Origin of the sequence: Cyanothece sp. BG0011 (assembly GCF_003013815.1) — a bacterium.
Lineage (GTDB): Bacteria > Cyanobacteriota > Cyanobacteriia > Cyanobacteriales > Microcystaceae > Crocosphaera.
Genome location: NZ_PRLH01000141.1, coordinates 1 through 21,344, shown reverse-complemented (window position 1 = coordinate 21,344; position 21,344 = coordinate 1). Strand labels below are relative to the sequence as shown.

Below are 21,344 nucleotides of genomic sequence, written 5' to 3'. Positions count from 1 at the left end.
GACCCCATAAGGAGAGGTGGCCGAGTGGTTGAAGGCGCAGCACTGGAAATGCTGTTTAGGGGAAACTTTAACGAGGGTTCGAATCCCTCCCTCTCCGTTCTCAGAAGTTTGAAGAGTGACTCGGCAGTCATCGAGAGTTGCGACTAAGATATTGACTAGGCTTTCATCTCCACAATAGAACACGGTTATTACCAGAATCAGCAATAACCGCCGTCTGACCGCAAACTGTAATACCATAGGGCCAGCTTAAACTTTGACGAGTCGGCCCACCATAAGAACGGTTTTCACTCTTACTACCAAAATGAGATTGTCCAGTTAACCCCTGGGCAACTTTCCCCGTCATTAATTCCTCAGTCCATCCGACTAGGCGAGAATTAGCCGTATCCGCAGCAATTAACCATTGACCCATCACTGCCACTCCATAGGGCATACTGAGGCTGCTAGGGGTGGGAAAATAGCCACCTTGATTTAACTCGGCCCCTTGAAAGTTGCTTTGTCCTAATACTAGACGACAAGGGACATTATTTTCCGTAGGTATTCCTTCCCATATCATTAAACGATTATTACCCGCATCGGCCAACACTAAGTTATCTTGCCAAATAGCCAAAGCATGGGGCCACCGTAGACTACTCGCAGTGGGACTTCCTCCCCCGTTTTCGTCTCGTCGGTTCATATTCTCTTGTCCGAGAACATAATCTGCTGGTTGTCCGTTACGGGTGGGTCGTTCATTCCATACCAACACCCGACGGTTACCCGTATCAGCCACAAATAACCGTCCTTGATGATACATCACTCCATAGGGCCAGTGCATTCTATCGGCCGCGGTGTCCGTTTCCCCTCGGTTAACTTGGTTATGGTGAAAATCGGCTTGTCCTAAAACAATATCCGCAGGAATATTATTATTGTGTGGCAATTGTTTCCAAATTAACACCCGATGATTCCAAGCATCCGCTACTGCTAACCCTTCCCCACAAACGCATATTCCTGTAGGAACACTCACCGTATTAGCTTGGGGGGTTCCTTTGGCGTTTTGTCCTTCGTGGTAAAAGTCCGGTTGACCAATCACCCAGTCTGCCGGTTGACCGTCGGTTTCGGGGCGATGTCTCCACCCTAATAGGCGATGATGACCGGTATCACACACCCATAATGGACCATTTTCAGAGACTAAACAGGCCCCTCTCGGACCAAACATAGTGGTAGGAGAAGGTTCGAGAGGTATAACTAAACTTTCGGCTGTTTGTTCACCGAGGATAACGTTTGCCCCTTTATCAGAAAGTATATTGATAAATGTTTCATCTTTGGGTGTATCAGGTTTAGGATTAATTTTTATGGTAGTTTCCATCAATTTTTATGATTTTATGTTTCTGTTGCCGTCAATTTTATGGTAGGAGTTAAGAGCAAGGATAATTCATTAGGATTTTTTTAGATCGTTTTTAAATAGGTAAAAGTTTGTAGGGTGGAGAATGACAATAATGAGGAATACAAAATGAGCAAAAAAATAAATTCTAAATTCTAAATTCTAAATTCTAAATTCTAAAATTATGCAATTTAATCTGAATGCTTATCCTTATGGTTCTCAACGCCGTGTTATTTTAGCTAAAAATTGCGCTGTTGCTACCAGTCAACCCTTAGCTACGTTAGCAGGAATCGAAATGTTTCAAGCAGGAGGAAATGCCGTTGATGCTGCTATTGCTACTGCTATTACTTTGACCGTAGTTGAACCCACTTCTAATGGTATCGGGGGTGATGCTTTTGCTTTAGTTTGGGATGGAAAGTTACAAGGAATTAATGGGTCAGGAAAAAGCCCGAAACATTTATCATTAGACGCTTTTTCGAGTTTAGAAAAAATGCCAGAGTTAGGCTGGTTAACGGTAACGGTTCCGGGGGCAGTTTCTGTGTGGTACGAGGTATGGAACCGTTGGGGAAAATTACCCTTTGAACAGTTGTTTATTCCTGCCATTCGTTACGCTAAAAATGGCTTTCCTGTTTCTCCAGTTACCGCAGCAATATGGCGACGCAAAGAAGCAGTTTATCTCACTAAAAAAAGACCCGAATATCAATATTTTAAACAAGTTTTCTTTCCTAAAGATTGTGCGCCGAAAGCAGGAGAAATATGGGGTAGTTCTCTCCATGCTGAAACCTTAGAAGAGATTGCTAAGACAGGAGGAGAGAGTTTTTATACAGGAAAAATAGCTGAAAAAATAAACAATTTTGCAGCCGATACAGGAGGTTATGTAACAGCTGAAGATTTAGCTAGTCATACCCCTTTATGGGTTGACCCTATTGTCACTGAATACAAACAATTGAAAGTATGGGAAATGCCCCCAAATAGCCAAGGAATTGCTGCATTAATGGCTTTAAATATTGTAGAAAATTTCAACCTTGAACAGTATAATCGTGATTCTATCGAAAGTTTTCACTATCAAATAGAAGCGATGAAATTAGCTTTTGCTGATGCTTACACTTATGTTAGTGATGCTGATTACATGAACATTTCTAATAAAAATTTATTGAATAAAAATTATGCAAAACAGCGTCAAAAATTAATTACTCATCAAGCTATTTCTTTAGCTAATCCTGGAATTCCCCAAGGAGGAACGGTTTATCTATGTACCGCAGATTCAGAGTTAATGGTGTCTTTTATTCAATCTAATTATGATAGTTTTGGTAGTGGCATTTTAGTTCCAGAAACAGGAATTTCTTTACATAATCGAGGATCAGCTTTTACCTTAGAAAAAGGTCATCCTAATGAAATCGCACCTAATAAACGACCTTTTCATACTATTATTCCTGGATTTTTAACCAAAGATAATCAACCCATTGGCTCGTTTGGAGTAATGGGTGCGCCGATGCAACCCCAAGGACACCTACAAATGGTTGTCAATTTAACTGATTATCAAATGAATCCTCAAGCTGCTTTAGATGCCCCTAGATGGCGATTTTTAGAAGGAAATAGAATACTTTTAGAAAGGGGTACACCTCCTGAAATAGTTCAAGGGTTAAAACAACGATGTCATGATGTTAAATTAGCCCCTGAAACCATGTTTGGAAAAGGTCAAATAATCTTAAAAAATAACGGTATTTTTATAGCAGGTTCCGAACCTCGGGCTGATGGTTTAGCATTAGGTTATTAAGAAGCTATGCTATGTGTTTAGAGACTGTTCCTAAAGCAATAATAACGAATTTTGTAAGGTGGGCAAGGTTTTTAAGGATGAAGTTAATTTAGATAAGTTTTTGACTTGCCCACCCTACCGTCTATGTGTTTAGAGACTGTTCCTAAAGCAATAATAACGAATTTTGTAAGGTGGGCAAGGTTTTTAAGGATGAAGTTAATTTAGATAAGTTTTTGACTTGCCCACCCTATCGTCTTAAATTAAGGGATGTTAGTCTATTTAGTCTCTTGTAGAGAATGCACTACAAAAAAATAGTAAGGTAGGCAATACCTACCTCAGAAATTTTAAAAAGACAGATTTTTTAATTGACTATTTTGAAATTGTAATAAAGATGCACCATTCATTTTAGTACCAACACCTTGAAAATGAACAACAATCTTTAAAGGAACACCTTTAACTAAATTAATGCGTCCACTTGGAAATTGATTACCGTAATCACCAAATTGAAACATACGAGGAGAATATTGATTACCTCCTAAGTCAATTATTCTGACATCATTGTTATGAATATACATACCATAATCTTGCGTTAAACTGGTTAATAAAACAGCACAACTTAAATTTTCACCTGACTGTTTACACCCTGCAAACTGATAACGAATGCCATTGGTTTCATGGGTAGGCATTGCCTTATCACTAATTTGTTTAGTAGGATTAGATGGGGATAAAGGGGAAGCTTGCACTACAGAAAAATTAGCTAAGCAAACAAGAGTAGAACAAGCAAAAACAGGAAGAGATTTGAATAATGTAGAAATATTCATTTTCTTTTCAAAAGCAGAAGGTGATAATAATTTTTTACAGGATAGTACAAAAAGTCAAAAAAAGCTAGATTATAATTTATTCGTAGTGCTTACAATTAGTTGCCGTTAACTTTTATGAAGATAATTATGTTTATTAACTCATGGGCAACTATATCAAACTTCATCATTATCCTATCGCCTAAATTGTCATTGCGAGGGGTAATATAAACAATAGGCTTTGATGGTTACTATAACATCTGTATGTTATTTAAAGATTGCTTCGGGGTATTATCAATGAGAGTCAGAGATTAATATTAATTTCTACCCCTCGCAATGACCACTTAAATCTTTAATAACTTTTGAGAACTGTTATAAACTAAAATTCCTACCCTTTCGCAAGTTTTTAAGTTATGCTAAGAAGACAGGAAAAGTAAAATAGAGTGTTATGGTAATTGACAGTAGCGAATACCGCCAACGTAGACAAAAATTAATGGAAAAAATCGGTCAAGGAACGGCCATTTTTCGCAGCGCACCCACCGCAGTAATGCACAATGATGTAGAATATATATTCCGTCAAGATAGTGACTTTTTCTACTTAACAGGGTTTAATGAACCCGAAGCAGTGGCCGTATTTGCGCCACATCACGAAGAACACCATTTTATCCTATTTGTACAACCCAAAGACCCCGAAAAAGAGACATGGACCGGTTATCGGTGTGGGGTAGAAGCAGCCAAAGAAAAGTATGGCGCAGATATTGCTTATCCCATCACAGAATTAAACGAAAAATTACCCGACTATCTCAAGAAAGCTGACCGTATCTATTACCATTTAGGGCGAGATAAGCATTTTAATGAGGTTATTTTATCTCATTGGCAACGATTAATGGCTACTTATCCCAAACGAGGAACTGGCCCCGTTGCTATTGAAGATACTAACCCTATTTTACACCCCATGCGACAGGTTAAAAGTGCTTCAGAATTAAAAATGTTACGTCAAGCGATGGACATTTCTGCTGCTGCTCATAACCGTGCAAGAGAATTTGTTAAAGTCGGTCATTATGAGTATCAAATTCAAGCAGAAATAGAGCATACTTTTAAACTTCATGGAGGAATAGGCCCTGCTTATCCTTCTATTGTAGCCTCCGGTTCTAATGCTTGTATTCTCCACTATATTGAAAATAACCGTCAAATTCAAGAGAATGATTTATTATTAATTGATGCTGGTTGTTCCTATGGTTATTACAATGGAGATATAACCCGAACTTTTCCCGTCAATGGTAAATTTACAGGGGAACAAAAAGCCATTTACGAGTTGGTTTTAGAAGCACAACTAAAAGCTATTGAAGAAGTTAAACCAGGAAACCCTTATAATGAGTTTCATGATATTGCTGTTTGTGTTTTAGTGCAAGGATTAATTGATTTAGGGTTATTAAAAGGGGACTTAGAAGAGATAATTAAAGAAGAAAAATATAAACCTTTTTATATGCACAAAACCGGTCATTGGTTAGGGTTAGATGTGCATGATGTAGGGGTTTATAAAAAAGATGAAGAAAACTGGCATCCTTTGTTACCGGGTCATGTTTTAACCGTAGAACCAGGAATTTACATCGGTAACGATATTAAACCAGCAGAAGGACAACCCGAAATTCCTGAAAGATGGCGAGGAATTGGTATTAGAATTGAGGATGATATTTTAGTAACAGAAACAGGTTATGAAGTGTTAACTTCTGCGGTTCCTAAAGCGATTGATGAGATTATTTAGAAAGATGATAGAAGCTAAAGTTTCACCTAACTTAATGACTTTTTCTGAGTTTTTAGACTGGAAACCCGAAAATAGTTGTTATGAGTTACATAAAGGAGTTGTTATTGAAATGCAACCCAAGGGAAAACATGAAGAGATTTCGGGTTTTTTAGCAGTAGAATTTGCTTGTTTATTTAGACAAAAAAACTTAGATTATTTTTTACCTAAACAAGCAATCGTAAAAGTTTTAAATGAAAATACTGGTTATTTACCTGATGTTTTAGTTGTGGATAGAAATGTATTGGAAGAGGAACCATTATGGGAAAAATATTCAACGTTAACCAAAGGAAAATCAATTCCTTTAGTGATAGAAATTGTTAGTAGTAACTGGCGAGATGATTACCTAACAAAACTAAGAGATTATGAAGAAATTGGTATTAATGAATACTGGATTGTAGATTATTTAGGGATTGGTGGTTCTCGTTATATTGGTAATCCTAAAAAGCCTACTATTTCTATTTATAATCTGTTTGATGGTGAATATCAAGTGAAATATTTTAGAAATAATGAGCAAATTAAATCTTTAAGTTTTCCTAAACTAGAGTTAACGGTGAATCAAATATTTCAAGGAAAAAGATAATAATTATAGACTTATAATAGGTTTATTATATTATTTATTCTTCCAACTCTCAGGTATTTCTAAATGTTCAGGTAATATAATGTTTGTATATCAACTCTTAAACAAGGATGATTTCGAGGTAAAGCAATGCGAAACCAGATAAAAGGAAGTAGGGGATTAGGTATTACATACATCCAAGCAATAAATTTCTCGGTTTTACCTTTAACTTTCAGATTTAACCAAATATAGAGAAATTTGTAAATACAAAATCCCGGAATTAAGGTAAATTGAAACCCTTGGGTTTTGATATACTTTGCACGGATGTAATAATTACCCTCAAAGGGCATAAAACCCCATCCTTCTTCACCCTTTGCAATTAATTCCCCTGTACGAGCATGGGTAATAGTAATGATTTTCTTCCTTTTATTCATTGATCTTTAAGCCGTTTTCTCAATTAAAGCTTCATAGAATTTTTTGGGCTTCAATCCTGCTATTTTTTCCTTGACTTCTTCCCCTTGGAATAAGACAACTGTTGGCGCACTTCTGACCTTTAATTTCATGGCTAATTCAGGGTCTTCTGTCATGTCAATGGTGACTAAATGAAAATCATCAGGATGATCATCTGCTAACTGCTCTAAAACAGGAGTAAGGGTTTCACAAGAGGGACAATGGGGAGCAACAAATTTGACCAAAATAGGTTTAGTTGATTCCTGTTGTAATTGGGATAATAAATTAGAATTAGTCATCATCATTTCCTCCATAAATTTGATAGATTGAGCTAAAAAACCTTTAAATTAAGCGGCTGAAAGAAACCTCAAAGATTTCCTTTCTGATAACCAACGTTCCGCTTCTAAAGCAGCCATACAACCAGTTCCGGCGGCGGTAATAGCTTGGCGGTAATAGGAATCTTGCACGTCTCCAGCAGCCCAAACTCCTTCGATATTGGTAGCAGTGCTTTTGCCCCTAGTTTCAATGTAACCACGAGCATCTAAAGCAATTTGTCCTTGAAACAATTGGGTATTAGGAGTATGACCGATGGCATAAAATAAACCATTAACAGGTAACTGCCAAACCTCTTGAGCGATCGCATTTTGGACTTTAACCTCTTGTAAAACTTCATCACCATAAGCAGCAATGGGAATAGAATGCCAATGAATCTTAATTTGAGGATGGGCAAAAAGACGTTCTTGCATAGTTTTAGAAGCCCGTAATTGTTCTCGTCTAACTAATAAATGAACTTTAGTAGCGTATTTCGTCAAATAAAGGGCTTCTTCGGCGGCGGAATCGCCACCACCTACCACTGCCACCTCAGCATTAAGAAATAAAGGACTGGCACCATCACAAATCGCACAAGCAGAGATCCCATTATTCCAAAACTCATCTTCTCCTAAAATATGCAATCGTTTAGCCGTCGCACCCGTGCAAATAATCACCCCAAAAGTTCGCACTTCCTTCTCATTGGCTCTCACAATAAAGGGGTATTGTCGAAAATCCACTTTAACCACATCCTCGGTGATTAAATTAGCCCCCCACCGTAAAGCCTGTTGACGCATTTCCTTCATTAATTGAGGTCCGCTAATCCCTTTAGCAAAACCAGGGAAATTTTCTACTTCTGTCGTCGTCATCAATTGCCCTCCTGGGACACCACCAGCACTAAAACCTTCAAAAACAAGGGGTTGTAGTTGCGCTCGACCTGCATAAATTGCAGCCGTATAACCAGCCGGACCAGAGCCAATAATCACTAAATTTTCTACCATGATTTAACCTCCCAAAAACCATTGAGTCCCTGTGAATAAGTAATAAGCACCAGTCATAATTAAGGCCACACTACCGAAGCGAATAATGGTTTCAGAATGCTTCAACAGATTATTACTTTGTTTAGCTAATCCCGTAAATAAACTCGCCAAGAAAATTAGAATGGTATAACCGAGAGCGTAGCTAACCATCGTCAGAGTCCCTAAAACTTGAGAACCTGTGGCTGCTGCTGCTGTTAGTACAGCAAATAATACAGGACTAGCACAAGGACCACTAATTAAAGCAAAGGTTAACCCGACTCCATAAGGACCGGCTTTGGGGAGATTAGCACTCATTTCTGGTAAGGGTATTTTGATGATCCCCATTAACCATAAGCCCATGAGAGCCATAATTAGTCCGACCACAATATTGATATAGCCTCGGTAATCTACCATCACTGCTCCAGCAAAGGAGGAAACTAAACCAAATAAGCTTAAAATTGTGACTGCTCCTAGTACAAATAAGCCGGCTTTAGTAAAAGCATCCCAACGGGATTTAATTTTGAGCGTACCGATATAGCTGAGATTAACTGGTAGTAAGCCTAAGATACAAGGGGATACACTGGCTAATAATCCTCCCAAAAAAGCTAAAGGCAATAAGACAAAAGGATTGGCTGTATCTTGCTGGTCAAACCACTGTTGATATTGGTTTTCGACAATGGAAATGAGTTGCTCAATGGGATGGCTGATGACTGGACCGAGGGTGACAACAATAATTAAAGCCAGTAAACCTAATCCGAAATAAAACAACCATTTTTTTGAGCGTTTAGGACGGCCTAAACTCTTCTTTTTCGGTGGTGGTTTCTGTAATTGGGTCATTAAAATCTCCTTATCCTTATCGAAACACTAATCCTGTGTCGAACAAGCATCCGGCTCAGGACAAGCCAGAAGCTTGTATGATTAAAGTGAGACGAAAGCTCACTGACTTATGGCTTTATCTAAAACGGTTTGATAGTCTGCAATATTAGGATTATTGCGATGTTGGGCTAAAATTTCTCCCGTCGCCGGATCAATAATGGTTAACATTCCAGTTTGAGTTTTGTTTTCCTTCAGAAATTTAGCTAACCCTAATTTTTTAGCTTTGGTCTGGGCTTGAGTCGTGGTAGATTGATCACTAACATTGAGAACCACAAAATTCACGGATTCGGCGTAATCTTTTTCTAGTTGTGCAAGGGTTGGAGCAATATTTTTACAAGCTGCACACCAACTCGCATAAATATCAACAACAACGGGTTTTCCTTGCAATTCTTGGGCTAAAGATGCACCAATCGTTTTGGTTTTTCCAGCACAGGGATTAGCCCCGGCACAAGGGTTTTTCCCAGCACAGGGATTAGCCCCGGCACAAGGGTTTTTTCCAGCACAGGGATTAGCCCCGGCACAAGGGTTTTTTCCAGCGCAGGGATTAGCCCCGGCACAAGGATTTTTTCCAGCGCATGGGTCATTTTGAGTAACCTGATTAGCTGTGGTTGAGGTAGATTGTCCAGCACAGGGATTAGCACAAGCTGTTAATGTTCCTACACTTAACAATGAAACTATGGCAAATAAAGAAAAATATTTAATCTTCATGGGACAAATTCCTGAATAAATGATGTTTGTTGTGTGAGGAAGTTATAAAAGAGAAGTTTGAACTAGACAATATTTCGGCAGAAATCTCAGAATTCTACATTTCACGTCAATTATCTCTGAGAAATAGCAGCATCTAATACGGAGGTATAATCGCTCAATTTATTATTATTACGATGCTGAGTTAGGATATTACCGTTAGCAGGGTCAACAATGGTAACAGTCCCTGTTTGTGATTTATGCTGAGCAAAAAAGTCTCCTAAACCTAACTGTCTTGCCCTAGCTTCTGCTTGACGTGCTTTGGCTTGATCACTCACGTCCAAGACAACAAAATAAGCCTTTCCTTGATATTGTTGTTTTAATTGAGAGAGGGTAGGAGCAATATTTTTACAAGCTGCACACCAACTCGCGTAAATGTCAACAACAACGGGTTTTCCTTGTAATTCTCTGGCTAACGGTCCACCGACATTTCTACGAGAGCTACCTGCACAAGCATGAAGTTGTGATGTTGAAACGTCGTTAGAAGCAGAGACCTTCTCATGATTGGTAACTAAAGAGAAGGGAATAACAACGCTAGTTAAATAAAGACTCAGCCACAATGATGTTGATTTTGGGAACATAGTTAAATCTCCTCATTATTTTCAATCAAACTCTACTTTGATTAAACAGTGCCAAGATGAGGGGAAGCTGAATTTTAGATTTAGATTCAATTAAAATATTTAATGACGACTTTCAGCAAGTCTAGAAGAATTCTTAGAGAAAATTCATTGTATTTTCATTTATCACTAATTTTATCAATCACTCCATATCCTACAATCAAAGTATTATTAAAGTTTGAGATTTTGTTTATGAATGAGCCAGATTGGTTAGTTGAGAATGACGGACATTGCCACTGTCTTGATACAATTACGCCTGAGAAGGAACAATTTTCACCTTATCGCCTGTATCGTTTTTTAACAGACTTAGAAAATATTTTAGATACGATAAAGGATGATTATTTACGCTTAAGGAAAATTGTCCCTTTAGTGAGACAGTTATTAAATGATTCTCCTTGGCTTTTATTGTCAATGCTTGAGCCAAATCCGACAACTGGCTGGGATATCATGACACTCTATGATGAGCCTTCATTTCCTTTAACAATACAATTAGTTGCCTGGAAACAGGGAACAATTTCACCGATTCATAATCATGGTTGTTGGGGATTAGTTGCTTTATTAAGTGGTGTAGAAAAAAATAGGTTTTGGAAGCGATCACCTCAACCTAATTTGCCTGATCAAATTCAAGAGGTCGGAGAACAAATCTTGACTGTTGGAGATATTCTGTGTTTTATGCCATCAGCTATTCACCAAATAGAAGCTATGGGTAATGAACCAACGATTAGCTTTAATTTATATGGGGAAACTGATTTTGATAGTCGATATGAGTTTGATCCCATTCAAGGGACAGCGCAAAATTTTTAACCGACTTTAAACTCAACAACTTTGTTCTACTTAACAAGGAAAGTATAGAATGAATTTCATTAAAAGATTGGATCATCAACTCAAATTTTCTCAGATCACTAAAATAGGCCCTTCTTCTCTTCAATTTCAATTAACCTTGGAATTAGTCGTTTTGTTAGTTATCGGATTGGGTGGCATCACTTTTTGGGCAGGATGGCAAATGGAGCAAAATTTAGTTTCTGCCCATAAACAAACTTTAGAATACATTGCGATGCGTTTTCCTGAAGAACTTGAATTTGATACACAGTCTGAATCTTGGGAAACACGAATCCAAAAAACTATTAGTAAAGTTTCCACTTCTAACTTAGTCCTATGGGTTAGAAATTCTCAAGGAAAACTTATAGGAAAATCCTCGACTTTAGATGATTCTGGGGCTGAATTTCAAGCCATAGAAGCAATGAATCGAGTACCGGTAAAACCTCAAGTGGTAAGATTTAATGGCCGTGATATTGTCTTATGTGGAACTCCTCTGATTGTCAATGGTAATTCCCTCGGCAAATTATACTTATCTCAAGATATTACTGTTGACCAACAAAAACTAAATTTAAGTATTTGGCGATTATTGGTTATTAGTCTTGCCACAATTATAATTTTGATTGTGGCGATTTGTTATCGTATTGGTCGAAGTTTACGCCCCCTTAAACAAATGAGTAAGGTGGCAATGACCGTATCCGCTGAGGATTTAGGTGGTGCAAGATTAAAACTAAATGAAGCTCCAAAAGAAATTTTAGGATTAGCTCAAGCCTTTAATGATATGTTATTTCGACTTTCTGGTTCATGGGAACAACAACGCCAATTTGTCGGCAATGTTTCCCATGAGTTACGAACTCCTCTAACTATTATCATTGGTTACTTAAGCAGTCTTCTCAGAAAAGGGGATAATTTGAGTCCCCACCAAATTCAAGCCTTAGAAACAGCAACGGGAGAAACAGAAAGAACGATTCGGATGTTGGAAGATTTGCTTGACTTAGCTCGTGCTGATAGTGGTCACTTACATTTTCGGTGTCGTCCTATTATGTTAAATACTGTGGTAACAGAAGTTGTGGAAATGACTCAGAAAGTAACTGATCGCTCAATAAATTTAATTATAACGAATGAGGATGTTGTGACTTATGCCGATCAAAATCGTTTACAACAAGTGTTAATTAATTTAGTCGACAATGCTCTTAAATACTCTTTCGCTCCTCAATCAGTTGATATCATTTTAGAAAAAAACCGTTGATGTAGCAATGATTCATGTGCGTGATTATGGTGTAGGGATTAGTTTGGCCTACCAACAGCGTATTTTTGAACGATTTTATCGAGTGGATGAGATGATGACTCGCTCCCGTGATGGTACAGGGCTAGGATTAGCGATCGCTAAAAGTTTGATCAAAGGAATGGGAGGAAAGATTACCCTTCGTTCAAAACCCCAAGAAGGCAGTATGTTTACCATTACTTTACCTTTATGGAGGACAGCTTAATGAGCGAACATATTCTGGTGGTGGAAGATGATACTAAAATCGCACAGTTTATTTCTTCAGAATTGCTCGTCGAAGGATATAAAGTGACCGTTTCTCATGATGGTATAGATGCCCTTAATATAGCTCGTGAATGTTGTCCTGATTTAATTATCTTAGACTGGATGCTACCTAGAATATCGGGATTAGATATTTGTTTACGCCTGAGAAAGACGGGAGTTAAAATCCCCATTATTATGCTGACGGCAAGAGACGAAATTACAGAGCGAGTTCTAGGTTTAGATAGTGGTGCTGATGATTATGTAACGAAACCTTTTAGCATGGAAGAACTTTTAGCCAGAGCTAAAGCTCGTCTGCGTCGTATAGGGACTGACACTGACTCCTCAGAAACCTTGGAATTTGAAGATTTACACATGAATCTGCTCACAAGGGAGGTTTATAGAGCCAAGCAGTCAATTGAATTAACGGCAAAAGAATTTGACCTTTTAGAATATTTATTGCGACATCCTCTTCATGTCTTGAGTAGAAATCAAATACTTGAAAATGTCTGGGGTTATTACTATACAGGAGAATCGAATATTGTCGATGTTTATATTCGGGCTTTGCGATTAAAATTAGAACTAAACCACTCTTCAAGATTGATACATACTGTTCGAGGAGTGGGTTATGTTTTGCGTATTTGACACGATTAGGGGTAGGATGTTGGACATAACGTTTCTCAGACTCATAAGGCACACCTAAGACTTAACACCTAACACCTGCCTCAGAGGGATAGCCTATGTACCTCACAAGTATGGGAACTGCTTAAAGTATAATTAATATAAATCTAATTTAACTAAGAATCAAGCATTATTTTAGCAATTTCTTGACAAGTTGCTCCCATTGAAAATAAACCTTGAATCATTAAATCAATGGTCACAGAAGAATCACCTTCCTCAATTTTAGCCACATTTGATGGACTCGATTGCATTTTTTCTGCTAAAGCTTGTAGAGAAAGTTTTTGACGTTCTCTTAATGATTTAAACTGTTGACTTAAAGCTAATTTTAACTCTATCATTTGTGACTCAGATGGGGACAATTCTAGAAACTCAGATACTGTTCCTACTTGCCAGCCAGCTTGCTCAAGTTTTTGACGTTTATTGTTATCCATAATAGGTTTATTCCTTAGATATTGTCATATTGTTTTAATCGTTGTTGACTACGTTTTATAACATTTTCTGGTGTTTTGTTAGTCTTTTTAGCAAATACATCTACAATAATGATCGCATCTTCGTCAATTCGGTAAATAATGCGCCATGTCTGTTCATTATCGTTAATCCGCAATTCATGACAACGAGAACCAATACTAGGCATAGGACGAGATTGAGGCATTGATAAAGATTTGCCTTGTTGTAATCGACGTAATAAATAGCCAACTTCTATCCTAGCTTGACTTGAAAAAGGCGGTGTTTTTACTTCTCCTTTCAACCAGACGAGAACTTTATTAAATGATTGCTCCATTGCTTAATTATATGATCTGTTAAATCAAATAGATTAAATAATCAAAATTTTGCCCATCTACTTTATCCTGTCACTGATAACCCTTCCACCAATAAAGAAGGAGTCAAACAAGAATCTATCCAACGAGAATCATTACCTAAAGCAATAACTTCTTTTAACACTTGATACACATTTCCCGTCACCATCGTATCTTTAACCCTTCCTGTAATTACTCCATTTTTTACACCGTAACCCAGATCAACATTAATAGAAAAATCTCCCGAAATATCCGCACCACCCCCTAAAATTTGATCCACAATAATACCGTTATCTAACTGTTTAACTAACTGATCAAAATTACTGTTTCCAGGTTCAACAATTAAATTAACTAAACTAGGAGTCGGATAACTCCCTAAACTCGAACGAAACCCATTCCCTGTACTTTTATTACCTAATAATCTCGCCCTAGTACGATCGCTGTAAAATTGTTCTAATCTTCCCTCTGTAATTAAAGATAATTGTTGTGTCACTGTCCCCTCATCATCAAACGGACAAGTATAGGGTTCAAGGTTGGGTTGCTGCGATAAACTTAACTTCTCAGAAATCACTGTTTCCCCTAATTTTTCACTCCAAGGAGAAGCCTTTTCTAAAACTATTTTACTATTCAGCGCATCAGACACCGTATCCCATAGCATCGCTGCGCCGTTGGGAGTAAATAACACAGGAATACGCCCTGTTTTCGGCGTAACTGTTTCCTTTGCCCATGCTAACCGTTGTAAAATCCCTTTTACTATCGGATCAATCCCTAATTCATGGTAACTATGATCCCCATCATAAATAGCCAAAAAATCCTCACCTCTAACCCATTCCACCCCTAGATAAAAATCCGTAGAAACCTCACTGTATTCACACTGAAGCCCCAAAGAATTGACTAAACAAGAAAAATCCTCTTGACAGCTAAATTCACCGCTACAAAGCACTTCTGCATAGTCTTGACGTAATTTTGCGATCGCCTCTTTGCCTATTTCTATCAACCTCTCCACAGGAATACCTTCTCCGACACAAGGCCGAATATCCGTACGAGGTTCATGTAGTTCGATAGTTTCAGGATCATTGAGATCAGATAAAGCGATCGCCCGTTCTACTAATGCTTCACTTTCTACCTCTCCATAAGCCACTGCTAACCCTGGTGATCCCTCCTTCCACACCCGTAACGCCGTTCCTTCGGAGTTAGAACTTTCTAACTGTTTGAGACGGTTAGCTTCAAAAAACACAGGACGAGATTGCGATCGCGACTGATAAACTTCTGCGTGGGAAGCCCCGGCTTTTAGGGCTAACTCGATTAACTGTTGTGCATCAAGAGTCATAAATCTTACCGAAGATAGAAAATTACTTAAAAATACGAGAGATTACTTATTCCCGATGATAGGATTATTACCGAATTTGGGAACCTTTATAGTTAGAGGGGTGATCTCGATCAGTAAGTAAGCTGTTTCAAATCATTGATCTTTAGTAACAAACTGTTACATTAAGAAGCAGACTTATGGAAAAACACGGAAAAATTATATGACTAATACACCTCCATCTACCCAAGAAAATACCCCCAAAACCCCCACAGAAGAACCTCAACCCAGTTACACTAAACTAGCTATGCGTAATATGGTTCGCAAAGGAGGAACCTCTCTGAAACACTTTTTTCTCACCACAGTGGGACTTCTGGCTTTTTTCATTGGCATTTCCTATTTAACCCGTTAGCAAACCTAGGATGATGATAGCTTCTGATCCAATCATTGACTTGAATGTTCAAGACGCTTTTGCGGTTAGTTCAGATCAAACACCAATTTCTTACCCTATTTCATCCCAAACTTGGAAAAACTGGTTTCAAACCTGGGGAAACAGCCTTATTTCCTATTTACCGGTAGGCGATCATTATGAACTAACCCTAAGATTAACTGGAGATCAAGAAATTCAAAGCTTAAATGCTCAATATCGTCAGAAAAATCAGCCTACTGACGTACTCGCCTTTGCGACTTTAGAAGGAAATTTTCCAAAAATCCCTGATCAGCCAGAATTTTTAGAACCATTATATATCGGAGATATTATTATTTCAGTAGAAACGGCCCAAAAACAGGCACAACAACAAGGTCATTCTCTCAAGCGAGAACTTCCTTGGTTAGCCTCTCACGGCTTCCTTCATTTGTTAGGATGGGACCACCCTGACGAACCCAGTTTACAAAAAATGCTACAACAACAAGAAACTTTGTTAAAAATTGTCGGTCTTTGAATGCATAATTGCTACACTATATGTTCTAATTGAACAGACTTCGTAAAAATATTTAATTATTCTGTACCAAACTTAGCAAAACTTAAGATTATGAAAGCCGATTTTAAAATGAGCCAATCCTCTGCCACTAGCTTTTTTTCTAGTGCAGCCGCCTTAAGACAGCCCCAGATTGCCCAATATGCGAGGGAAAAAAGTCCCTCAGAGATTAGAAATAGTTCCGCTTGGCATATTGCCCCTAACTTATTTCAGAGCTTTAAATATGCTTGGGCTGGTATTTCCTACGCCTTTGTCACTCAACGCAATTTCCGTATTCATACAGCCATGACAGCGACTGCCATCAGTTTTGGGCTGTTTCTCCACGTCACTGCCCTAGGAATGGCCATCGTCGCTTTAACCTGTGCTTTGGTTATGGTCTTAGAATTACTCAATACCGCCTTAGAATCAGTGGTAGACTTAACCGTTGGTCAGTCTTATCACGAATTAGCCAAAGTTGCCAAAGACTGCGCTGCCGGTGCGGTTATGATTTCAGCCCTGGCTGCAGTTTTGGTAGCAGGGTTTATTATTGCTCCCCCCTTATTTGCTATGATGTTTTCTCTGTAAACAGTTGTAGCGATCGCATTCATCATCATCATCGAGGAGATAAGCATTGATTCTCGTTATCGATAATTACGATAGTTTTACCTATAACTTGGTGCAATATTTAGGAGAATTGGGCTTTAATTTGCCAGTTGCTTCAGACATCCAAGTCTACCGTAATGATAAAATCGATCTCTCTAAAATCCGTCATCTTAACCCTGATGGCATTGTTATTTCTCCAGGCCCCGGCCGCCCGGAAGATGCAGGGGTTTCTTTAGCTTTGATCCAAGAACTGGGTTCAACCTATCCCATTTTAGGAGTTTGTTTAGGTCATCAAAGTATGGGGCAAGTGTTCGGCGGAAAGGTTATTTCTGCGCCTTTGTTAATGCACGGTAAAACCTCACCTATTTATCATAATAATCAAGGGGTATTTAAGGGATTAGATAATCCGTTTGAAGCCACCCGTTACCATAGTTTAGTGGTAGAACGAGAAACCCTCCCCGATGTCCTCGAAATTACCGCTTGGACTGAAGATGGAACCATTATGGGACTACAACATAAAGACTATCCCCACCTTCAAGGGGTACAATTTCATCCAGAAAGTATCTTAACCACATCAGGTAAAACCCTGTTGCAAAACTTTCTTATGATGTTAAATGCACGATAAATTTTATTTTTAAGATTGATAATGAAACGGCGACAATTTATCCGTTACGCTGGTGCTAGTGCTGCGGCCACCGCAGGGATCTCCATAAGCTCTCGTTTTCAACCAGTTTCAGCCCAACCGAAAGATTCCTTATTGATTCAATATTTAGGTCATACTGCCTTCTTGTTTACGGGAGGGGGTATGAGAATTTTAGCCAACCCATTCCGAGCGATTGGCTGTACGGCCGGCTATCGGTTACCGAAAGTAGAAGCAGACTTAGTGATCATTAGTAGTCAAATGTGGGACGAAGGAGCAGCCGAAAACTTACCAGGGAACCCCAAAGTATTGTATGAACCTGGAGTCTATGAAATTAACGGCTTTCGACTTCAAGGGGTTGGTATTGATCACGATCGCCAAGGGGGTCAACGTTTCGGAACCAATGTCGCTTGGCGTTGGACTCAAGGGGGTATTCGTGTTGTCCATTTAGGCGGTGCAGCTGCCCCGATTGATATCGAACAAAAAATTTTATTAGGTAGTCCTGATGTCGCTTGTATCCCTGTTGGAGGGGGACCAAAAGCTTATAATTCCGTCGAAGGGAAACAAGCAATGGAAACGTTACGTCCTAAAGTAATGATACCTACCCATTATCGGACTTCGGCTGCCGATGACCAAAGCTGTGACATTGAGCCACTGGGTAACTTTTTGGACTTAGTTAAGGAGATGAATGTCAAACAACTTAATAACAATCAAATTCGTTTGAGATTTGAAGATTTACCCAAAGAAGGAACCTTAATTCGTGTCTTAAATTATAAACCAGCTTTAAAAGCATAAACCAGTCTAAAAAGTTATAGATTTTCAATGGGTTGATAATGTATTATTTGTTACAAGTAATTGAAGATTATCAACCCTATCTATTGCAAAATTTCAATGTTAAGTTATACTGAAATTGATTGGATAGATAATTAATCCTTGTCTATATTCATCATTTCCACTCTATAAAGAGGCATATTACCAAAGAAGTAATTCTTTCGTTGATCTTGATTTATGTTTAAATCTGTGAAAAATAAATCCTCACTCATTCGTTTTTTTAATCGTCAAATTTTTACAACCACCCTACTCTTTATAACAACAGTTCAAGGGACATTACCTGTAAAAGCACAACCTCAAATCCTTCCATTTTTACCGGAACTTAAGGATACTAATAGCTGGCTTCCCCAAAATTCACAAGAAACCAATGTAACCACTTGTATTCGTTTAGATGGCCGTTGTCTATTCAATATCACCTACCCAAAATCAAAAATTGCTGAACGAGTCGAGACGATTGATAATCGTTTAGAGAGAATTACTAATCTTTATTTTTCCCAAGACAACCCAGACCTAGAAATTAGCCAAAGAGGGCAAGAAAATCCTAGAATTTATGTGACTGTAGGTGATGAAACCATACAACTGATAACCGTTGGGAATCTTGATCTTCAAAATGAGGGGATTGATGCCGAGACAAAAGCCAATAATATAATTGAGCAATTAAGAGACGGATTAAGACAGGCAAAAAATGAGCGTACCTTAGAATCTTTAATTTCTAGAGGATTAATTGCCATTGGTATTTTAGGCGGTGCTTTTATCATTAATAAACTCATCAATCGCAAAATTAACCACTTAAAAATATCTCAACAAAGTATTGGAGAAGAAAGAAGCGATCAACCCATGTCCATGTTGCTAACCAATCGTCAACATTGGAATATTAAAGAAGTTCAATATCGCTTATTACAATTAGTTCAAGCTGGTATTTGGGTAGGTTCAAGTTTGATTATTGTCGGACTTTTTCCTTACACAAGAATTGCTCAAATTTGGTTAATCTCATTGCTGAGAATTCCTGCTAGATTGGGAGTTGTTGGTGTCGGTACTTATCTAGCAATTCGCTTAAGTTATGCTTTAATTGCTAAGTTGACATCTATTTTGATGATTCGTAACCTCTTAGATTTTCATGAGAATCAACGTCTGCAACTACGAATTAATACAGTAACCGTAGTGTTTCGTAGTGTCGTAACGATTATTTTGACAGGATCAGGTTTTCTGATTGGCTTATCGTTAATTGGGGTTAATACGGCTCCTTTATTAGCAGGTTTAGGTATTTTAGGGGTTGGGGTTTCTTTGGCTTCTCAAAACCTTATTCGAGATGCAATTAACGGCTTTTTTATTATTCTCGAAGATCAATATGCGGTAGGTGATGTCATTCAAGTTCAGGACTTCGGTGGATTGGTAGAAAATATCAATTTAAGAATCACACAACTGCGAGATCCAGAAGGAAGATTAATTACCATTCCTAATAGTGAAGTAAAAATTGTAGCCAATCATTCTAGTAATTGGTCAAGGGCTGATTTATTAATTCCTGTTGCTTATGACGCTGATATCGATCAAGCTTTACACATTGTTAAAGACGTGGCTGAAATCATGGCAAAGGATAGACAATGGCGGAATTGTATCGTAGATAAACCTGAAATTTTAGGAGTTGATAACTTTGAGCAACGAGGCTTAATTATTCGAGTTTGGATCAAAACCAAACCCCTCAAGCAATGGGATGTGTCTAGAGAATTTCGTCGTCGTCTCAAAGTTGAATTTGATAAACAAGGTTTACCCTTACCTGTTCCTCAACAGAAAGTTTGGTTTACAAATGATAACATGAACAATAAAGATCGCAATGATCACGATAATCACATTGTTGTTTAACTCAATTAAGAAATTATGCGTATTTTACACACCATGCTTCGGGTTAAAAACCTAGAAGAATCCTTAAAATTCTACTGTGATGTTTTAGGAATGAAACTGATTCGTCAAAAAGATTATCCAGGAGGCGAATTTACCCTTGCTTTTGTGGGTTATGGAGACGAGTCTGACACCGCAGTTATTGAATTAACCTACAATTGGGGTGTAGATTCTTATGACCTAGGTAATGCCTATGGACACATTGCTTTAGGTGTCGATGATATCTACGAAACCTGTGAAAAAATCAAACAACAGGGGGGCAATGTTACCAGAGAACCAGGCCCTATGAAACACGGTACAACCGTTATTGCTTTTGTTGAAGATCCCAATGGCTACAAAATTGAATTAATTCAACTCGGAACCCAAGGATCAGCGAAACAAGAAAAAGAAACCGCAGGGGCAGCCTCTTAATAGAATTAAAATGTGAGAGTGTTTTTTGCACTCTCATATTTTTGAGTTAAATATTATACTTTTTTTGTTCTATTGCCCATTGTCTAACTTGTTTGAGAACTGCTGTTTCCCCAATAATTAAACGTTGTTCCAACCATTGAGGAATTAGGGAAATATCTAACCACGGAAAAGCTAAACTCTGACTAATTTCTTGATAGCTTTTACTCTCCTCATTCAATCCATAAAACCGTAAAACTTGCCCATCATATCGCCATATTTCCGCTACACCTAAAGCAGCATAAATGGGTAACTTATCAAGAGAACCACTGGGTAATATCAATTTCAATTGCTAAATCTGGAGGGACATCTCCCTATTCAAATCAATGTGTGGCTTATTTCTGACTGATGGTTCATTTTTCAGGTAAAAAGACGCATCAGGCTCTATTCCTTTCTTAATATCATCTCTTTTTAGAGTCAGAGAACCAACACTTTTAATGTTTAAATCCCATTCCTCAGCCATTATGAAGATTAGACGGGAAATAAAGCAATTATTGTTCTCATGCTCCATCAAAGGACTCATAATTTGCAAATATTCCTGATCATAAGTCAAGCGTTTGC

Annotated in this window: 27 protein-coding genes, 1 tRNA gene and 1 pseudogene; 16 read left to right on the top strand and 13 right to left on the bottom strand. The window is 38.1% G+C overall.

What is annotated here, in order from left to right:
- Positions 1 to 10: 10 nt before the first annotated feature.
- Positions 11 to 97: transfer RNA gene (locus C4E06_RS17965), tRNA-Ser, on the top strand.
- Positions 98 to 163: 66 nt separating this feature from the next.
- Here C4E06_RS17965 and C4E06_RS17960 read toward each other — a convergent pair.
- On the bottom strand, positions 164 to 1,342 hold the full coding sequence (locus tag C4E06_RS17960; RefSeq protein ID WP_107669329.1) for a hypothetical protein: 1,179 nt from the start codon (positions 1,340 to 1,342) through the stop codon (positions 164 to 166).
- Positions 1,343 to 1,541: 199 nt separating this feature from the next.
- Between C4E06_RS17960 and C4E06_RS17955 the strand changes: the two genes are divergently transcribed.
- Entirely contained in the window at positions 1,542 to 3,134 is a 1,593-nt protein-coding gene (locus tag C4E06_RS17955; RefSeq protein WP_107669324.1) for a gamma-glutamyltransferase family protein, read from the top strand.
- A gap of 323 nt (positions 3,135 to 3,457) precedes the next feature.
- On the opposite strand, the gene C4E06_RS17950 is transcribed toward C4E06_RS17955, so the two are convergent.
- Positions 3,458 to 3,799 carry a hypothetical protein gene (locus C4E06_RS17950; RefSeq protein ID WP_198648786.1) on the bottom strand — a complete coding sequence of 114 codons (342 nt, stop codon included), beginning with the start codon at positions 3,797 to 3,799 and terminating at the stop codon, positions 3,458 to 3,460.
- Here C4E06_RS17950 and C4E06_RS28140 point away from each other — a divergent pair.
- The 3 genes from C4E06_RS28140 to C4E06_RS17940 all read left to right on the top strand — a co-directional run bounded on the left by C4E06_RS28140 (position 3,774) and on the right by C4E06_RS17940 (position 6,294).
- On the top strand, positions 3,774 to 4,043 hold the full coding sequence (locus C4E06_RS28140; protein WP_198648785.1) for a hypothetical protein: 270 nt from the start codon (positions 3,774 to 3,776) through the stop codon (positions 4,041 to 4,043). The two genes, C4E06_RS17950 and C4E06_RS28140, sit on opposite strands and share 26 nt — an antisense overlap.
- Positions 4,044 to 4,358: 315 nt before the next feature.
- Complete coding sequence (locus C4E06_RS17945) at positions 4,359 to 5,675, top strand: aminopeptidase P N-terminal domain-containing protein (RefSeq protein ID WP_107669320.1); 1,317 nt, start codon at positions 4,359 to 4,361, stop codon at positions 5,673 to 5,675.
- A gap of 4 nt (positions 5,676 to 5,679) precedes the next feature.
- Positions 5,680 to 6,294, top strand: a complete 615-nt coding sequence (locus tag C4E06_RS17940) for a Uma2 family endonuclease (RefSeq protein ID WP_107669374.1) — start codon at positions 5,680 to 5,682, stop codon at positions 6,292 to 6,294.
- A 59-nt stretch (positions 6,295 to 6,353) separates the two neighbouring features.
- Here C4E06_RS17940 and C4E06_RS17935 read toward each other — a convergent pair whose 3' ends face one another.
- The 6 genes from C4E06_RS17935 to C4E06_RS17910 form a co-directional block, all read right to left on the bottom strand.
- Positions 6,354 to 6,704: a hypothetical protein gene (locus tag C4E06_RS17935; protein ID WP_107669318.1), complete on the bottom strand. Its 351-nt coding sequence runs from the start codon at positions 6,702 to 6,704 to the stop codon at positions 6,354 to 6,356.
- A gap of 6 nt (positions 6,705 to 6,710) precedes the next feature.
- Positions 6,711 to 7,019: a thioredoxin domain-containing protein gene (locus tag C4E06_RS29625; RefSeq protein ID WP_107669311.1), complete on the bottom strand. Its 309-nt coding sequence runs from the start codon at positions 7,017 to 7,019 to the stop codon at positions 6,711 to 6,713.
- A 48-nt stretch (positions 7,020 to 7,067) separates the two neighbouring features.
- The gene (gene trxB, locus C4E06_RS17925; RefSeq protein WP_107669309.1) at positions 7,068 to 8,030 is read right to left on the bottom strand and encodes a thioredoxin-disulfide reductase; all 963 of its coding nucleotides are present in this window, start codon (positions 8,028 to 8,030) and stop codon (positions 7,068 to 7,070) included.
- 3 nt (positions 8,031 to 8,033) lie between these two features.
- The gene (locus C4E06_RS17920) at positions 8,034 to 8,885 is read right to left on the bottom strand and encodes a cytochrome c biogenesis CcdA family protein (protein ID WP_107669307.1); all 852 of its coding nucleotides are present in this window, start codon (positions 8,883 to 8,885) and stop codon (positions 8,034 to 8,036) included.
- A 99-nt stretch (positions 8,886 to 8,984) separates the two neighbouring features.
- On the bottom strand, positions 8,985 to 9,632 hold the full coding sequence (locus tag C4E06_RS17915; RefSeq protein WP_107669306.1) for a thioredoxin domain-containing protein: 648 nt from the start codon (positions 9,630 to 9,632) through the stop codon (positions 8,985 to 8,987).
- Positions 9,633 to 9,742: 110 nt separating this feature from the next.
- Positions 9,743 to 10,249 carry a thioredoxin domain-containing protein gene (locus C4E06_RS17910; RefSeq protein ID WP_107669304.1) on the bottom strand — a complete coding sequence of 169 codons (507 nt, stop codon included), beginning with the start codon at positions 10,247 to 10,249 and terminating at the stop codon, positions 9,743 to 9,745.
- A gap of 228 nt (positions 10,250 to 10,477) precedes the next feature.
- On the opposite strand from C4E06_RS17910, the gene C4E06_RS17905 reads away from it, so the two are divergent.
- From C4E06_RS17905 to C4E06_RS17895, 4 genes are read left to right on the top strand one after another with little or no spacing between them, the layout of a single operon-like run.
- Positions 10,478 to 11,089 carry a cupin gene (locus tag C4E06_RS17905; protein ID WP_107669302.1) on the top strand — a complete coding sequence of 204 codons (612 nt, stop codon included), beginning with the start codon at positions 10,478 to 10,480 and terminating at the stop codon, positions 11,087 to 11,089.
- A 49-nt stretch (positions 11,090 to 11,138) separates the two neighbouring features.
- Complete coding sequence (locus tag C4E06_RS17900) at positions 11,139 to 12,350, top strand: cell wall metabolism sensor histidine kinase WalK (protein ID WP_232826290.1); 1,212 nt, start codon at positions 11,139 to 11,141, stop codon at positions 12,348 to 12,350.
- A gap of 7 nt (positions 12,351 to 12,357) precedes the next feature.
- Complete coding sequence (locus tag C4E06_RS28880; RefSeq protein ID WP_232826289.1) at positions 12,358 to 12,591, top strand: ATP-binding protein; 234 nt, start codon at positions 12,358 to 12,360, stop codon at positions 12,589 to 12,591.
- Positions 12,591 to 13,271, top strand: coding sequence for a response regulator transcription factor (locus C4E06_RS17895; protein ID WP_107669300.1), 681 nt, complete (start codon positions 12,591 to 12,593; stop codon positions 13,269 to 13,271). The genes C4E06_RS28880 and C4E06_RS17895 overlap by 1 nt, the downstream gene beginning before the upstream one ends.
- Before the next feature lie 152 nt (positions 13,272 to 13,423).
- On the opposite strand, the gene C4E06_RS17890 is transcribed toward C4E06_RS17895, so the two are convergent.
- From C4E06_RS17890 to C4E06_RS17880, 3 genes are all read right to left on the bottom strand, one after another.
- Entirely contained in the window at positions 13,424 to 13,738 is a 315-nt protein-coding gene (locus tag C4E06_RS17890; RefSeq protein WP_107669298.1) for a helix-turn-helix domain-containing protein, read from the bottom strand.
- A gap of 14 nt (positions 13,739 to 13,752) precedes the next feature.
- Positions 13,753 to 14,088 carry a type II toxin-antitoxin system RelE/ParE family toxin gene (locus tag C4E06_RS17885; RefSeq protein WP_107669293.1) on the bottom strand — a complete coding sequence of 112 codons (336 nt, stop codon included), beginning with the start codon at positions 14,086 to 14,088 and terminating at the stop codon, positions 13,753 to 13,755.
- Between the two features lie 62 nt (positions 14,089 to 14,150).
- Positions 14,151 to 15,434: a TldD/PmbA family protein gene (locus C4E06_RS17880; protein WP_107669291.1), complete on the bottom strand. Its 1,284-nt coding sequence runs from the start codon at positions 15,432 to 15,434 to the stop codon at positions 14,151 to 14,153.
- A gap of 199 nt (positions 15,435 to 15,633) precedes the next feature.
- On the opposite strand from C4E06_RS17880, the gene C4E06_RS17875 reads away from it, so the two are divergent.
- The 7 genes from C4E06_RS17875 to gloA all read left to right on the top strand — a co-directional run bounded on the left by C4E06_RS17875 (position 15,634) and on the right by gloA (position 20,747).
- On the top strand, positions 15,634 to 15,822 hold the full coding sequence (locus C4E06_RS17875; protein WP_107669290.1) for a DUF3285 domain-containing protein: 189 nt from the start codon (positions 15,634 to 15,636) through the stop codon (positions 15,820 to 15,822).
- Between the two features lie 10 nt (positions 15,823 to 15,832).
- Entirely contained in the window at positions 15,833 to 16,351 is a 519-nt protein-coding gene (ybeY, locus tag C4E06_RS17870; protein WP_107669288.1) for an rRNA maturation RNase YbeY, read from the top strand.
- Between the two features lie 90 nt (positions 16,352 to 16,441).
- The gene (locus C4E06_RS17865; protein WP_107669287.1) at positions 16,442 to 16,951 is read left to right on the top strand and encodes a diacylglycerol kinase; all 510 of its coding nucleotides are present in this window, start codon (positions 16,442 to 16,444) and stop codon (positions 16,949 to 16,951) included.
- 46 nt (positions 16,952 to 16,997) lie between these two features.
- Positions 16,998 to 17,594, top strand: a complete 597-nt coding sequence (locus tag C4E06_RS17860; RefSeq protein WP_107669286.1) for an aminodeoxychorismate/anthranilate synthase component II — start codon at positions 16,998 to 17,000, stop codon at positions 17,592 to 17,594.
- A 21-nt stretch (positions 17,595 to 17,615) separates the two neighbouring features.
- Entirely contained in the window at positions 17,616 to 18,404 is a 789-nt protein-coding gene (locus C4E06_RS17855; protein ID WP_107669285.1) for an MBL fold metallo-hydrolase, read from the top strand.
- A 225-nt stretch (positions 18,405 to 18,629) separates the two neighbouring features.
- Complete coding sequence (locus C4E06_RS17850; RefSeq protein WP_198648784.1) at positions 18,630 to 20,300, top strand: mechanosensitive ion channel family protein; 1,671 nt, start codon at positions 18,630 to 18,632, stop codon at positions 20,298 to 20,300.
- Positions 20,301 to 20,315: 15 nt separating this feature from the next.
- Positions 20,316 to 20,747 carry a lactoylglutathione lyase gene (gloA, locus tag C4E06_RS17845; protein WP_107669283.1) on the top strand — a complete coding sequence of 144 codons (432 nt, stop codon included), beginning with the start codon at positions 20,316 to 20,318 and terminating at the stop codon, positions 20,745 to 20,747.
- 46 nt (positions 20,748 to 20,793) lie between these two features.
- On the opposite strand, the gene C4E06_RS28135 is transcribed toward gloA, so the two are convergent.
- The gene (locus C4E06_RS28135; protein WP_198648783.1) at positions 20,794 to 21,072 is read right to left on the bottom strand and encodes a hypothetical protein; all 279 of its coding nucleotides are present in this window, start codon (positions 21,070 to 21,072) and stop codon (positions 20,794 to 20,796) included.
- Between the two features lie 3 nt (positions 21,073 to 21,075).
- Positions 21,076 to 21,344 (bottom strand): annotated as a pseudogene (locus tag C4E06_RS28875) (Uma2 family endonuclease); the annotation flags it as partial.

Bases quoted from the DNA above. Each gene is read 5' to 3' on its own strand.
- C4E06_RS17960 (WP_107669329.1), bottom strand. From the start codon at position 1,342: ATGGAAACTACCATAAAAATTAATCCTAAACCTGATACACCCAAAGAT.
- C4E06_RS17955 (WP_107669324.1), top strand. From the start codon at position 1,542: ATGCAATTTAATCTGAATGCTTATCCTTATGGTTCTCAACGCCGTGTT.
- C4E06_RS28140 (WP_198648785.1), top strand. From the start codon at position 3,774: ATGCCATTGGTTTCATGGGTAGGCATTGCCTTATCACTAATTTGTTTA.
- C4E06_RS17950 (WP_198648786.1), bottom strand. From the start codon at position 3,799: ATGCCTACCCATGAAACCAATGGCATTCGTTATCAGTTTGCAGGGTGT.
- C4E06_RS17945 (WP_107669320.1), top strand. From the start codon at position 4,359: ATGGTAATTGACAGTAGCGAATACCGCCAACGTAGACAAAAATTAATG.
- C4E06_RS17940 (WP_107669374.1), top strand. From the start codon at position 5,680: ATGATAGAAGCTAAAGTTTCACCTAACTTAATGACTTTTTCTGAGTTT.
- C4E06_RS17935 (WP_107669318.1), bottom strand. From the start codon at position 6,704: ATGAATAAAAGGAAGAAAATCATTACTATTACCCATGCTCGTACAGGG.
- C4E06_RS29625 (WP_107669311.1), bottom strand. From the start codon at position 7,019: ATGACTAATTCTAATTTATTATCCCAATTACAACAGGAATCAACTAAA.
- trxB (WP_107669309.1), bottom strand. From the start codon at position 8,030: ATGGTAGAAAATTTAGTGATTATTGGCTCTGGTCCGGCTGGTTATACG.
- C4E06_RS17920 (WP_107669307.1), bottom strand. From the start codon at position 8,885: ATGACCCAATTACAGAAACCACCACCGAAAAAGAAGAGTTTAGGCCGT.
- C4E06_RS17915 (WP_107669306.1), bottom strand. From the start codon at position 9,632: ATGAAGATTAAATATTTTTCTTTATTTGCCATAGTTTCATTGTTAAGT.
- C4E06_RS17910 (WP_107669304.1), bottom strand. From the start codon at position 10,249: ATGTTCCCAAAATCAACATCATTGTGGCTGAGTCTTTATTTAACTAGC.
- C4E06_RS17905 (WP_107669302.1), top strand. From the start codon at position 10,478: ATGAATGAGCCAGATTGGTTAGTTGAGAATGACGGACATTGCCACTGT.
- C4E06_RS17900 (WP_232826290.1), top strand. From the start codon at position 11,139: ATGAATTTCATTAAAAGATTGGATCATCAACTCAAATTTTCTCAGATC.
- C4E06_RS28880 (WP_232826289.1), top strand. From the start codon at position 12,358: ATGATTCATGTGCGTGATTATGGTGTAGGGATTAGTTTGGCCTACCAA.
- C4E06_RS17895 (WP_107669300.1), top strand. From the start codon at position 12,591: ATGAGCGAACATATTCTGGTGGTGGAAGATGATACTAAAATCGCACAG.
- C4E06_RS17890 (WP_107669298.1), bottom strand. From the start codon at position 13,738: ATGGATAACAATAAACGTCAAAAACTTGAGCAAGCTGGCTGGCAAGTA.
- C4E06_RS17885 (WP_107669293.1), bottom strand. From the start codon at position 14,088: ATGGAGCAATCATTTAATAAAGTTCTCGTCTGGTTGAAAGGAGAAGTA.
- C4E06_RS17880 (WP_107669291.1), bottom strand. From the start codon at position 15,434: ATGACTCTTGATGCACAACAGTTAATCGAGTTAGCCCTAAAAGCCGGG.
- C4E06_RS17875 (WP_107669290.1), top strand. From the start codon at position 15,634: ATGACTAATACACCTCCATCTACCCAAGAAAATACCCCCAAAACCCCC.
- ybeY (WP_107669288.1), top strand. From the start codon at position 15,833: ATGATGATAGCTTCTGATCCAATCATTGACTTGAATGTTCAAGACGCT.
- C4E06_RS17865 (WP_107669287.1), top strand. From the start codon at position 16,442: ATGAAAGCCGATTTTAAAATGAGCCAATCCTCTGCCACTAGCTTTTTT.
- C4E06_RS17855 (WP_107669285.1), top strand. From the start codon at position 17,616: ATGAAACGGCGACAATTTATCCGTTACGCTGGTGCTAGTGCTGCGGCC.
- gloA (WP_107669283.1), top strand. From the start codon at position 20,316: ATGCGTATTTTACACACCATGCTTCGGGTTAAAAACCTAGAAGAATCC.